The organism is Kitasatospora sp. NPDC058162 (assembly GCF_042884005.1).
GTDB lineage: Bacteria > Actinomycetota > Actinomycetes > Streptomycetales > Streptomycetaceae > Kitasatospora.
Map to the genome: position 1 here is coordinate 381,820 of NZ_JBHVUS010000003.1, position 12,092 is coordinate 393,911.

Genomic DNA, 12,092 nt, shown 5'->3' on the forward strand with positions numbered 1-12,092 from the left:
CACGCCACGGGGCACCGGCGGCACACCAACGGGCACCGGCGACCGCAGCCCGCCTAGTGCGATCCCCGCCGCCCGCCCGCGCGCCGGCGGCGGCGCGAGCGCTTGCCCTGGGTTATCGCGGGCATCCCCTCGGCCAGCGCCCCGGTCGCCAGCGCGAGGTTGGCGGCGAGCCGGCCGTGCCCGCTGCGGACGGCGACGTCCCGCCGGTGGCGCCGGATGCGCAGCATGCAGATCACGAAGAGCACGACGGCGACGGGCACGCTGAACCGGGCCAGGCCGACGCCGACGGGCTGCGGGTAGGTGTCGCCGCAGATCCGGACCGCGCCCGGGTCGTCGGCCGCGTGCTCCAGGCAGACCGTGTCGCCGAGCTTGGCGCCGTCGGCGAGCGGCAGCGCGGCGGCGGTGTGCGGCTGGCCGCTCACCTTGTAGCTGACGGCGCTGTAGGTGCCCCCGCCGGTCGGCAGCTGGGTGACGACGCCCTCGACTCTCACCGGGTGGGCCGCGATCCGGTCGGCCTGGTCGGCCTGGCGCCAACCGAGCAGGCACATCCCGACGGCCAGCACGGCGCTGAGCACGGCGGCGAGGTACCAACCACGGCCCAACCGCGGGGTTCGCGGCGGGGGGACGGTCGCGGTTCGCATGGTTCCTGTCCTGGCTTGCCTCCGGGGCCTGGGACACGGCCCCGCCGCCCGCGGGCACGGGTGGTGGTGTGGTGAGGGTACGGAGTGAGCTGTCCGGGATCGTATCCGCTGGCGGGCCCTCAGGTCACGGCGAAGGGGCAATCACCCCCCTGGGAGGGCACGGCAGTTCGAGTGCACACGAAGGAAGTCCCGTGCGCGGCACGGCAATCCGCCTACTGACGGGTACGTCACACCGGAGAGCTCACGAGCGCCTCCGCCCGCCGGGCAACCGCCCCCGCACACCGCCCCGCTGGCAGACCTCCACGCCACCCCCACACGCCGCCCCGCGGGCCGTCACCGCCGCCGGTACACCAACCGCCCGCCCAGCACGGTCGCCAGGCACCCGCCGGCCACCGGCCGGACCCCGCCCTCCTCCACCGCCACCGGGAACACCGCGAAGTCCGCCCGCCCACCGGCCGCGACCCGCCCGTACACGGCCCGGGCGAGCGGCAGCACCGCCAGCGGATCCAGCGCCACCAGCGGGTCCATCGGCACCGCCAGCGGGTCCAGCGCCACCACCGGGTCCAGCGAGCCCGCCCCCGACTCCAGCGGGCCTCCCGCCCCCGGCAGGGCCACCAACCCGGACCGCGCCACCGCCGTCCGTACCGCGGCCCGCGCGAACGGCCCGGCCACCGCCGTCACGCCGTACCCGAGCATCCGCTGCAGGCCGCGCCGCGCGCTGGCCCCGTACCGGGTCTCGTCGGCGCAGCCGACCAGCCCGTCCACGACCGGCTCGACGCCGATCTCCTCGCGCGGGTCCGGGTGGTAGTCCCGCTCCAACAGCCGCTGCCCGCAGGGGTTGCGCAGGCCGGGCGCGAGCAGCGCCCGGCCCCAGTCGCGGACCCGGGCCGACGGGTGCGCCGCCGCCAGCTCCGCGTACGGCCCGACGGCCTCGACCAGTTCACCGCGCACCACCACCGCCCCGTCGGCAAAGGAGAGGGCGGTGGAACCGGTGAGACCGGCGGGGTCGGTGGGACCGGCGGGGTCGGGCAGCAGGAACTCCGCCCGGTGCAGGGTCAGCACGGCGACATCAGATCAGAAGCGTGTCGGTCCGGTCCCGGCCCCTCAGTTGTCCAGGATCTTCAGCTCGGGGTGCGCCGTGCCGCCCTCGATCGCCGTGGAGGCGATGTGCGAGGCGACGCGGGGGTCGACCGGGTCGTTGGCCGGGTCGTCCAGCACCCGCAGGTGCTCGTACGTGGTCGAGCGCTGCGCCGGGACGCGGTCGGCGGCGCGGATGAGGTGGATCAGCTCGGTCAGGTTGGAGCGGTGCTTGGCGCCGGCCGCCGAGACGACGTTCTCCTCCAGCATCACGGAGCCGAGGTCGTCGGCGCCGTAGTGCAGCGACAGCTGGCCCGCCTCCTTGCCGGTGGTGAGCCAGGAGCCCTGGATGTGGGCGATGTTGTCGAGGAAGAGGCGGGCGATCGCGATCATCCGCAGGTACTCGAAGACGGTGGCCTGGGTCGAGCCCTTGAGGTGGTTGTTCTGCGGCTGGTAGGTGTACGGGATGAAGGCGCGGAAGCCGCCGGTGCGGTCCTGCACCTCGCGGATCATCCGCAGGTGCTCGATCCGCTCGGCGTTGGTCTCGCCGGTGCCCATCAGCATGGTGGAGGTGGACTCCACGCCGAGGCCGTGCGCGGCCTCCATGATCTCCAGCCAGCGCTCGCCGGACTCCTTGAGCGGGGCGATCGCCTTGCGCGGCCGCTCGGGGAGCAGCTCGGCGCCGGCGCCGGCGAAGGAGTCCAGGCCCGCCTTGTGGATCCGGGTGATGGCCTCCTCGATGGAGACGCCCGAGATCCGGGACATGTGCTCGACCTCGGAGGCGCCGAGCGAGTGGATCACCAGCTGCGGGAAGTCGGCCTTGATCGCCGAGAACGCGCGCTCGTAGTACTCCACGCCGTAGTCCGGGTGGTGGCCGCCCTGGAACATGATCTGGGTGCCGCCCAGCTCGACCGTCTCGGCGCAGCGGCGCAGGATCTCGTCGAGCTCGCGGGACCAGCCCTTGTCGCTCTTCGGCGGCACGTAGAAGGCGCAGAACTTGCACGCCGTCACGCAGACGTTGGTGTAGTTGATGTTGCGCTCGATGATGTAGGTCGCGATGTGCTCGGTGCCCGCGTAGCGGCGGCGGCGCACCGCGTCGGCGGCGGAGCCGAGCGCGTGCAGCGGCGCGGAGCGGTAGAGCTCCAGCGCCTCCTCCGGGGTGATCCGGCCGCCGGCGGCGGCCCGGTCGAGCACGGCCTGCAGGTCGGTGCTGGACGCATCGAGGGTGGTCGCTGCGAGCTCGGTCACCTGGCGGCCTTCTCTCTCTCAAGTGCAACTCGGGTACGGCCGAACCAGCCTACGCCAGGCCTTTCGGGCGTCCGCGTCAGCCCGCTGAACTGCACCTCACCGGGCCTACCCGGCCGTCTTCCGCAGCGTGCCGGCCGGGTTGCCGGCGGCCGGGTCGGCGGAGGTGAAGCGGATCGTCCCGTCGGCTTCCAGGGTGAGCGTCTCCGCGTTGGAGCCGCCGGTGCAGGCGCCGGGGATCGAGGAGCGCACCAGTCGGGACCGGAACACCAGCTTGGTGTCGGAGACCGAGGTGAGCGTCCAGGCGCCCTCGCAGCTGATCGAGATCAGTCCGGAGACGGCGTTGCGGCTGGTGGTGGCCTCCTGACCGATCGCCGCCTGGTGGACGTTGAGCGTGGTGGTGCCGCCGGGCAGCCCCTTCTCGGTGACCATGTCGCCGCTCCAGGTGCCCAGGAACGCCGCGGGCACCGCGCCCGGCCCGCCCGAAGCGGCCGCGGACGCGGACACCGACCCCGCCCCGGACGTAGACGCGGACGCGGACGCGGACGCCGGAGCGGACGAGGCCCCGTCCGCGCCGCCCGGCACGAAGACCCCGGGCGAGGCGATGGCGTCGCCCGGGTCCACGGACGGTGGCGGTACGGGCGCCGCGGTCGGCGCCGACACCACCGGATCGGACGGCCCGCTCATCGCGTACCACCCGTACCCGGCTCCCCCGAGCGCCGCGACCGCCAGCACCGCCGCCACCGCGATCCCGACCCGCCGACGGCGCTGCCGGGCGAGCCGCTGGTCGTCGCCCGTCCCGAACGGATAGCTGCACGGCGGCAACGGCCCGGCGCCCTCCCCGGCCGCCCCGTCCCCGGCCGCCGCCCCGGGAGTCCCCTCCCCCTGCGGTTCCCCCTGTTCCGCCCCCTGCGGCGAGTCCCCCTGCTCCCCCTCCAGGTCCAGCAGCTCCACCGCACTGCGCCCCACCCCGGCCGCCAGCGCCGGCGGCAGCCAGTCGCCGCGCGCGAGCAGGGCGGCGCCCGCGCCGGCCGGGTCGAGGCGGGCGGCCAGTTGCTGCGGGGTGGGCCGGGCGGCCGGGTCCTTGGCCAGGCAGTCGAGGACGATCGCCCGCAGCGGTTCGGGCAGTCCGGTCACGTCCGGTTCCTCGTGCAGCACCCGGTAGAGCAGGACGGCCGCGCTGACGTCGTCGCCGAAGGGGTGGACACCGGTGCCGGCGAAGGCCAGGACGGCGCCGAGCGAGAAGACGTCCCCGGCCGGTCCGGCCGACTGGCCGTTCGCCTGTTCGGGCGACATGAAGCCGGGCGAGCCCACGACATAACCCGAACGGGTGAGGCCGCTGGTCGCGTCCAGGGCCCGGGCGATCCCGAAGTCGATCAGCCGCGGGCCGTCCAGGGTGAGCAGCACGTTGGAGGGCTTGACGTCGCGGTGCACCAGGCCGAGCCCGTGCACGTGGGCGAGCGCCCCGGCGAGCCCGACGCCGAGGGCGCGGACGGCGGCCTCCGGCAGCGGCCCGTGGGTCCGGACGGCGGCGGCGAGTGCGGGGCCGGCGACGTAGCCGGTGGCGACCCAGGGCTGTTCGCCCTCGGTGTCGGCGTCCAGGACGGGGGCGGTCCAGGCGCCGCCGACCCGACGGGCGGCGGCCACCTCCTGGCGGAACCGGGCCCGGAACTCGGCGTCGTCCGCGAGTTCGGTCCGGACCACCTTGACGGCGACGGTGCGCCCGCCGGCCGTCCGGCCGAGGTAGACCCGGCCCATCCCGCCCGAGCCGAGCCGCCGCAGCAGCCGGTAGGCGCCCACCTGGCGCGGATCGTCCGACCCCAGTGCCCGCATGCCCGCACGCTCCCCTCGCCCGCCGCCGCACCTGCCCCGCACCCGCGCGGCATGCGTCGGACACGCCTCGGGAGCAGACCGTACCGGGCCGGCCCGACCCCCCGCCCTCCCCGGCCCGGTCCAGCCCCGCCCAACGCCCGGCCCAGCGGTCGGAGCAACCCCCGCCCAACCCTTGAACCGACCCCCGCGCCCTACGACCCGACCGGCAGCGCCGCCGGCTCCAGCAGCCGCACCGCCACGTCCGGCGCGAAGCCGCTGTCGTGCGCGACCCGCCGGGCGAACTCGGCGACCCCGGCGAGCTGCCGCCCGCCGAGCGAGAAGTCGAGCGCCTCGCTGAAGTACCGCTCCAGCACGTCCGCCCCGAAGGCCTCCCAACGGGCGGCCTGCTCGGCGACCTTGGCGGCCTCGACCAGCGAGAGGTCGCGGGACTCCAGGAAGGCCCGGTGGACGGCCGCGGTGAGTTCGGGGCGGCGCTCGGCGAACTCGCGGCGCACGGCCCAGACCGCGAAGACGAACGGCAGGCCGGTCCACTCCTTCCACATCTCGCCGAGGTCGTGGACGGTCAGCCCGAGGTCGGCGGCCTGGCCGAGGTAGGCGCGCAGGGCCGGGTCGCCGATGAGGACGGCCGCGTCGGCCTCGGCGAGCATCGCGCTGAGGTCCGGGGGGCAGCTGAAGTAGTCCGGGCGGACGCCTTCGCGCTCCTCCAGGAGCAGCCGGGCGAGCCGGACGGAGGTGCGGCTGGTGGAGCCGAGGGCGACCCGGCGGCCGTCGAGGTCGGCGAGCGGGACCTTGCTCACGATCAGGCAGGACATCACCGGGCCGTCGCTGCCGACCGCGATGTCGGGCAGGACCAGCAGGTCGTCGGCGTTGCGCAGGTACTCCACGCAGGTGATCGGACCGATGTCGAGGGAGCCGGCGACGAGCTGGTCGCTGAGCTTCTCCGGGGTGTCCTTGGTGAGGTCGAGGTCGAGCAGGTTGCCGGTCCTGGCGAGGCCCCAGTAGAGGGGGACGCAGTTCAGGAACTGAATATGGCCGACCCTGGGCCTGACCGGGGTGTTCTCCTGGGGCTCGGGCTCCCGTGTTTGTCCGTCCGGTGCTGCCACTGCGCCGCTCCCTTGCTGTTCGTGCGCTTCCCCACAGCGCTGTTCGTGCGCTTCCCCGCAGCGTATGCCTGCTGTTCGCGACGGCTCGCACCGGCCGCCCGACACGCGCGCGGGCGCTTCCCGGCGAACCCGCGCACATCCTCAACGCGCCTGCCCGCGCCCGTTCCCAGCCCACTCGGGGGGCCTCCGACACGCGCTGTCCGGAGGGCAAGTGACCCCTGGTCGTCACAGCTGCCGCATGCTAGCGTTGCCCTCAGTTGCAGTTTGATTCCCCTTGCAGTACTTGAAGCCTGCGGAGCATGTAACCGCAGGCTTTTTGTAGTTTTTCAGCAATATCGAAAAACTTCGGACTCGTCCGGAGGCAGGGCGATCAGCGCAGCGGACCGGGGACCACACGGTGTGGCCCCCGACACGCATCGCAAGGAGAACGGCATGGCTCAGGGAACCGTCAAGTGGTTCAACGCTGAGAAGGGCTTCGGCTTCATCGCCCAGGAGGGCGGCGGCCCCGACGTCTTCGTCCACTACTCCGCCATCAACGCGAACGGCTTCCGTTCGCTGGAGGAGAACCAGGCGGTCACCTTCGACGTCACCCAGGGTCCGAAGGGCCCGCAGGCGGAGAACGTCACCGTCAGCGCTGTCTGACCTTCCTCTGATGTTCTGATCGCTCGGGACCCCTTCGGGTCCGCCGGCGGCTCCCGACAGCCGTCACCATGAGCACAAGAGCAACACCCAAGGGGGCCTGCCCATCGCGGCGGGCCCCCTGCCTTTTCCCCGGCACCCCGGCACCCCGGCGCCCCGGCGCCCTGCGGGAACGCCGAAGGGCCCTCCCCCGTGCACCGGGAGAGGGCCCTTCACGTCGTACAGGTCATACGGGTCATACGGGTCATACAAGAGTCGTACCGACGGATCAGGCGACGACCGGGACCGCGGCCTTCGGCGCGTCCTCCTCGTACAGGTCCCCGGAGGGGTTGTTGTACGCGGCCACGTCCAGGATCCGCTCCCGCGCGGCGACCACGACCGGCACGACCACCTGACCGGCCACGTTGGTGGCGGTGCGCATCATGTCCAGGATCGGGTCGATGGCCAGCAGCAGGCCGACGCCCTCCAGCGGCAGGCCGAGGGTGGACAGGGTCAGCGTCAGCATGACGATCGCACCGGTGAGGCCCGCGGTGGCGGCCGAGCCGACGACCGAGACGAAGGCGATCAGGATGTAGTCCCTGATGCCCAGTTCGATGTTGTAGACCTGGGCGACGAAGATCGCGGCGACGGCCGGGTAGATCGAGGCGCAGCCGTCCATCTTGGTGGTGGCGCCGAACGGCACCGAGAACGAGGCGTACTCGCTCGGGACGCCGAGGCGCTCGGTGACGCGGCGGGTGACCGGCAGGGTGCCGACCGAGGAGCGCGAGACGAAGGCCAGCTGGATGGCCGGCCAGGCGCCCTTGAAGAAGTGCAGCGGGTTGAGGCCCGCGGCGAAGCGCAGCACCAGCGAGTAGACGACGAACAGCACCAGCGCGCAGCCGACGTAGATGTCGAGGGTCAGCGTGGCGAAGGGCTTGAGCAGGTCCCAGCCGTACTTGGCGACGGACTTGCCGATCAGGCCGAGGGTGCCGAGCGGGGAGAGCCGGATGACCCACCACAGGGCGGTCTGGGTCAGCTCCAGCACGGTCTCGCTGAGCTTGAGGACCGGCTCGGCCTTGGTGCCGAGCTTGATGATCGCGGCGCCGACCACGACCGCCATGAAGACGATCTGCAGCACGTTCACCTTGACGAAGGCGTCGACGATGTTGGTCGGGAAGATCCCGGTCAGGAAGTCGATCCAGGTGCCCTTGGAGTCGAGCGCCTTGAGGCCCTCGGTCTTGAGGTTGGTGCCCTGGCCGGGGTTGGTCAGCAGGCCCAGGCCCAGGCCGATGCCGACCGCGATCAGCGAGGTGATCATGAACCAGAGCAGCGTGCGGGTGGCCAGGCGGGCCGCGTTGGTGACGTTGCGCAGGTTGGCGACGCTCACCACGATCGCGGTGAAGACCAGCGGCGGCACGGCCAGCTTGAGCAGCTGGACGAAGATCTTGCCGATCGTCTCCAGGGTGGTGGCCAGCCAGGAGACGTCGGCGGCACGGGCCAGGTAGCCGAGGCCGACGCCGAACACGAGGCCGGCGACGATCTGCACCCAGAACGGCGTCTTGCGGATGCGGGCGAGCACGGACGGCGACGAGGTCGCCTCGGGCGCTGTGGACATGGGGGTGCGACTCCGGGGGAGGGCGTTGCTGACGGTGGGGTGTGGGGCGGAGGGGGCGGCACGGCACGGGGCCGGACGGGGAGAGGTCACGAACCCCGGTTCAGGGGCGTGCCGCCGCGATACAGCTCATGGCCGTACAGCTCATGGCGCGACAACGGCGCGGGCTGTCCACAGCACCGGTCAGAGCACAGGGGCGGGCGGCGCCGGGCAGCGGGCCCGGGCCGTGCATCCGCAGTGCGTCTGAGGTGGTCACGGCCGACACGTTAGCAGGAAAGGTTTGAGATGTTCAAAGTAGTTGTTTGAGATCAGGCCACATCCGACCGCCGCCCGGCCACCGCCCGAGCGTGAGATCCGGACACGAACGAAGCTGACGCCCCATCAGCCCAGCCCTCCGGTCGGATTGACCGACCGGTGGTTATACGTATAACTTTGACGACGTCCCCGCCCTCCCCTGCCCTGACCGGAGAAGACCACCGATGGGCTACCTCGCCCTGCTCCGCGCCCCGCACGTCACCCGACTCCTGCTCGGCACCCTGCTCGGCCGCCTGCCCGCCGGTATGACCGCCCTGGTGATCGCCCTCGCCCTGCGCGAAGCCGGCGTCCCGTACAGCCGGATCGGCCTGGCCACCGCCGCCTACGCGATCGCCGCCGCCGTCGGCGGACCGGTGCTCGGGCGGATCGTCGACCGCACCGGCCAGCCGCGCGTCCTGCTCGTCTCCGCCGTCGTGGCCGGCGGCGGGTACGCCCTGCTCGCCCTCGCCCCCGGCTCCGCGCTCGCCGCGCCGCTCGGCGCCGCCGTCGCCGGCCTCGCGATGCCGCCGCTGGAGCCCTGCCTGCGCTCGCTCTGGCCGGACGTGGTCGAGGAGGAGCAGCTCGACACCGCGTACGCCTTCGACTCCGCCTCCCAGCAGATCCTCTACGTGGCCGGACCGCTGGCCGTCGCCGGCATCGCCGGGCTGTTCAGCCCGGTCGCCGCGCTCTGGGTGGCCGCCGGGCTCGGACTGGCCGGAGCACTGGTCGTGGCCACCGCCGCCCCGGCCCGTGCCTGGCGCGCCCCCGCCCGCGAGCAGTCCGCCGGACTGCTCGGCCCGCTGCGCTCCCCCGGCCTGGTACTGCTGCTGATCGGACTCGCCGGGGCCGGCTGGGCGGTCGGCGCGCAGAACGTGCTGTTCATCGCCTACGCCGAGCAGCACGCCGACGGCCTGCCCGGCGGCGGGGGCACCCTGCTGGCCCTGGCCGCGCTCGGCGGACTGCTCGGCGCGCTGGCCTACGGCATGGTCACCTGGCGGCAGAGCACCGCGACCCGCACCTGGCTGATGGCCCTCGCCATGGCCGCCTCCTACCTGCCGCTGGTCACGCTGCCCGGCCCGTACCCGATGGCCGCGCTGGCCTTCCTCTCCGGCGTCATGCTGGCCCCGCTGCTGGCGGCCGCCTTCGTCCTGGTCGCCGAACTGGCCCCGACCGGGACGGTCACCGAGGCGTTCGCCTGGCTGGTGACCCTGTTCGCCACCGGCAACTCGCTCGGCTACGCCGTCTCCGGCCACCTCGCCGAGGGCTCGCTGCGCCCGGTCGCGGTGTGCGCGGCCGGCGGGATCGCCCTCGGCGCACTGGTGCTGTTCGGCGCCCGGCACTGGTTCCGCGGCGCACCGGTCGCGCCGCTCGCCGAGCCCGTCCCGGTGGGCTGACGCCCCACCCCACAGACGACTGCGCCCGCCGGGGGTCTGGCCGGCGGGCGCAGTCATGTCACTCTCAGCCGCAGCCCGCGACCCGGAAGCCGCAGGAGGCGAAGGACCGCCGGGGCAGCCAGGACGCGCCGAACGGAACCGTCAGGGACGTGCTGGGGCCGTCGAGGAGCGCCGCACCAGCGAAGTGGCCAGCGGCGCGACCGGCTCCACCGGCTCGCCGCGCAGCAGTCCGGCGAGCGCGGCCGCCCCCGCCCGGCCCAGCTCCTCGCCGGGCAGGTCGACGGTGGTCAGCGGCGGGGCGAGCAGCCCGGAGACCGCCACGTTGTCCATGCCGACCACCGACAGGTCGTCCGGCACCCGCAACCCCCGCTCGGCGGCGGCCTGGTAGACCCCGGAGGCGACCACGTCGTCGTCGCAGATCACCGCGCGCGGACGGTCCGCCCGCTCCAGCAGCTCCCCCGCCACGCTCCGCGCGGCCGCGTGGCCGTCGTTCAGGCTCACGCCCAACTCCACGACCTCCAGCCCGAGTTCGCGGACGGCCTGCTCGAAGGCGGCCTGCCGGACCCGGAAGGTGTACGCGGCGTGGGTGGAGCGCAGGTGCCCGATCCGGCGGTGGCCCAGGGCGGCCAGGTGCTCGACGGCCGCCCGCATCCCGCCGGCCACGTCGAGCTCGACGGTCGGGCGCGCCCGGTCGGTGCCGGGGTCGGCGTCCAGGAAGACGGCGGGGGTGTCCGGCGGTAGCTCGCCGAGCTGGCTGTCGTCCGGGGAGCAGATCAGCAGACCGTCGAAGCGGCCCGCGGTGGCGGCCTCGGCGAGGGTCGCGCTGCCCCAGCCGGAGCTGACCACGACCGCCAGGCCGTGCCTGCCGGCCTCGTGGTGGACGCCCTCCAGCACCCGGCCGAAGAACGGGCCCTGGAGGTTCGGCACCGCCAGCATGATCATCCCGCTGCGGCCCAGCCGCAGCTGCCGGCCCGCCGCCTGCGGGCGGTAGCCGAGGCTGCGGGCGGCCTCGCGGACCCGCTCCCGGGTCGCCTCGGAGACCCGGCGACCGGCCTCGGCACCGGAGAAGACCAGCGAGACGGTGGCCTGGGAGACCCCGGCGAGCCGGGCCACGTCCCGCCCGGTGGGCCGGCGCACGGGGGCCGGCCACGTCCCGGCGGCACGCCCGGCCCCGGCCCCGGCCCCAACGCCCGGCTGCGGATCAGCGGGTGCAGCGGGCGCGTCAGGAACGGCGGGCACATCAGGCACGTCGGGCACGTTCGGCACGGCGGGCTGCGCCCGGGGTCAGCTCTGCCGGGAGGCGGCCGCGCGGGCGGCGTCGTCCGCGGCGTCCTCCTCGGCGTTCTGCGTGGCGATCCGCTCGGCGGTCCGGCTGCGCAGCCCGGCGACCTTGGTGGTGATCTGGGAGGACATCTCGTCGCGCTGCTTGCTCAGCAGCACGTAGCTGAGCGGCGCGGAGGCGACCGCGGCCAGCAGGAACAGGAAGATCACCCCGGCCTCGCCGCTCACCGGGATGATCCCGAAGTGCCCGAGCAGCAGGGCCAGCAGCAGGCAGCCGAGGAAGATGCTGGCCCGCATGGAGGTGTAGCGGAGCGTGGCGTGCGACTTCTGCGGGCCGTTGCTGCTCACTGGGACACATCCTTCTGGTTCGAGCCGGGGCGGGTCTCCCAGTCAAGCATGCCTGACACCCGGCGCGGGCCAGGGGGCGCCCGCCCCTCCGCCCGGGCCGGTCAGCGTAGGTCGAGCCACATGGTGATGTCGTCGCGGTCGTCCCCGGGGGCGACCCGGATCGCGGCCGGCACCCGGCCCACCTCCCGGTAGCCGCAGCGGGCGTAGAAGCGCTCCAGGCCGAGGCCGCCGCGGGCGGTGAGCCGCAGCGACTCCAGGCCCCACGCCCGGGCGACCCGCTCGGCCTCGGCGAGCAGTTCGGCGCCGTAGCCGAGGCCCTGGAAGTCGGGGTGCACCATGACCCGCTTGAGCATCCGCCAGTGCTCCATCAGCTCGAAGCGCATCGACTCGAAGAACAGCACCCCGACCAGCCGGCCGGTCGCGCTCTCGTGCGCGACCAGGAGGCGGTCGGGGCCGTCCGGGGCGACCCCGGCGAACTGGCGGTCGGCGGTGTCCCAGACCTCCTCCTCGGTGACCGGGGCCACGAAGCCGACCGCGCCGCCGGCGTTGGTGACGTCCGTCCACAGCCGGACCACGGCGGTGCGCAGGTCGGGGTCGGGCTTCGGGTCGAGGGTGAAGGTGAGCGCCATGAAACGGAGCCTAGACG

Annotated in this window: 11 protein-coding genes; 2 read left to right on the top strand and 9 right to left on the bottom strand. The window is 73.9% G+C overall.

The window, feature by feature from the left end; all coding sequences use genetic code 11:
* Positions 1-53: 53 nt before the first annotated feature.
* The 5 genes from ACFVXG_RS08160 to ACFVXG_RS08180 form a co-directional block, all read right to left on the bottom strand.
* Positions 54-641, bottom strand: a complete 588-nt coding sequence (locus ACFVXG_RS08160) for a hypothetical protein (protein ID WP_387925443.1) — start codon at positions 639-641, stop codon at positions 54-56.
* Between the two features lie 333 nt (positions 642-974).
* Positions 975-1,703 carry a hypothetical protein gene (locus ACFVXG_RS08165; protein WP_387925445.1) on the bottom strand — a complete coding sequence of 243 codons (729 nt, stop codon included), beginning with the start codon at positions 1,701-1,703 and terminating at the stop codon, positions 975-977.
* 42 nt (positions 1,704-1,745) lie between these two features.
* Positions 1,746-2,966, bottom strand: a complete 1,221-nt coding sequence (gene mqnC / locus ACFVXG_RS08170; protein ID WP_350505030.1) for a cyclic dehypoxanthinyl futalosine synthase — start codon at positions 2,964-2,966, stop codon at positions 1,746-1,748.
* A gap of 105 nt (positions 2,967-3,071) precedes the next feature.
* Positions 3,072-4,796 carry a serine/threonine-protein kinase gene (locus tag ACFVXG_RS08175; protein ID WP_387925446.1) on the bottom strand — a complete coding sequence of 575 codons (1,725 nt, stop codon included), beginning with the start codon at positions 4,794-4,796 and terminating at the stop codon, positions 3,072-3,074.
* 191 nt (positions 4,797-4,987) lie between these two features.
* A complete protein-coding gene (locus ACFVXG_RS08180) occupies positions 4,988-5,899 on the bottom strand; it encodes a menaquinone biosynthetic enzyme MqnA/MqnD family protein (RefSeq protein WP_387925448.1) in 912 nt (303 codons plus the stop codon).
* 432 nt (positions 5,900-6,331) lie between these two features.
* On the opposite strand from ACFVXG_RS08180, the gene ACFVXG_RS08185 reads away from it, so the two are divergent.
* Entirely contained in the window at positions 6,332-6,541 is a 210-nt protein-coding gene (locus ACFVXG_RS08185) for a cold shock domain-containing protein (RefSeq protein ID WP_350505027.1), read from the top strand.
* A gap of 265 nt (positions 6,542-6,806) precedes the next feature.
* Here the strand turns inward: ACFVXG_RS08185 and ACFVXG_RS08190 are convergent, their stop codons facing one another.
* Positions 6,807-8,132, bottom strand: a complete 1,326-nt coding sequence (locus tag ACFVXG_RS08190) for a dicarboxylate/amino acid:cation symporter (protein WP_387925450.1) — start codon at positions 8,130-8,132, stop codon at positions 6,807-6,809.
* Positions 8,133-8,608: 476 nt separating this feature from the next.
* Here ACFVXG_RS08190 and ACFVXG_RS08195 point away from each other — a divergent pair, with 476 nt between their 5' ends.
* On the top strand, positions 8,609-9,817 hold the full coding sequence (locus ACFVXG_RS08195; protein ID WP_387925451.1) for an MFS transporter: 1,209 nt from the start codon (positions 8,609-8,611) through the stop codon (positions 9,815-9,817).
* A gap of 141 nt (positions 9,818-9,958) precedes the next feature.
* Here ACFVXG_RS08195 and ACFVXG_RS08200 read toward each other — a convergent pair whose 3' ends face one another.
* The 3 genes from ACFVXG_RS08200 to ACFVXG_RS08210 all read right to left on the bottom strand — a co-directional run bounded on the left by ACFVXG_RS08200 (position 9,959) and on the right by ACFVXG_RS08210 (position 12,075).
* Positions 9,959-10,954: a LacI family DNA-binding transcriptional regulator gene (locus tag ACFVXG_RS08200; RefSeq protein WP_387925453.1), complete on the bottom strand. Its 996-nt coding sequence runs from the start codon at positions 10,952-10,954 to the stop codon at positions 9,959-9,961.
* A gap of 147 nt (positions 10,955-11,101) precedes the next feature.
* Positions 11,102-11,446: a DUF4229 domain-containing protein gene (locus ACFVXG_RS08205; RefSeq protein ID WP_387925455.1), complete on the bottom strand. Its 345-nt coding sequence runs from the start codon at positions 11,444-11,446 to the stop codon at positions 11,102-11,104.
* Between the two features lie 101 nt (positions 11,447-11,547).
* Positions 11,548-12,075 (bottom strand): GNAT family N-acetyltransferase, encoded by a 528-nt coding sequence (locus ACFVXG_RS08210; protein ID WP_387925456.1) that lies wholly within the window; start codon positions 12,073-12,075, stop codon positions 11,548-11,550.
* Between the last annotated feature and the right edge of the window lie 17 nt (positions 12,076-12,092).

Coding starts and splice junctions, on each gene's coding strand:
- ACFVXG_RS08195 (WP_387925451.1), top strand. CDS start 8,609: ATGGGCTACCTCGCCCTGCTCCGCGCCCCGCACGTCACCCGACTCCTG.
- ACFVXG_RS08210 (WP_387925456.1), bottom strand. CDS start 12,075: ATGGCGCTCACCTTCACCCTCGACCCGAAGCCCGACCCCGACCTGCGC.
- ACFVXG_RS08175 (WP_387925446.1), bottom strand. CDS start 4,796: ATGCGGGCACTGGGGTCGGACGATCCGCGCCAGGTGGGCGCCTACCGG.
- ACFVXG_RS08160 (WP_387925443.1), bottom strand. CDS start 641: ATGCGAACCGCGACCGTCCCCCCGCCGCGAACCCCGCGGTTGGGCCGT.
- ACFVXG_RS08185 (WP_350505027.1), top strand. CDS start 6,332: ATGGCTCAGGGAACCGTCAAGTGGTTCAACGCTGAGAAGGGCTTCGGC.
- ACFVXG_RS08190 (WP_387925450.1), bottom strand. CDS start 8,132: ATGTCCACAGCGCCCGAGGCGACCTCGTCGCCGTCCGTGCTCGCCCGC.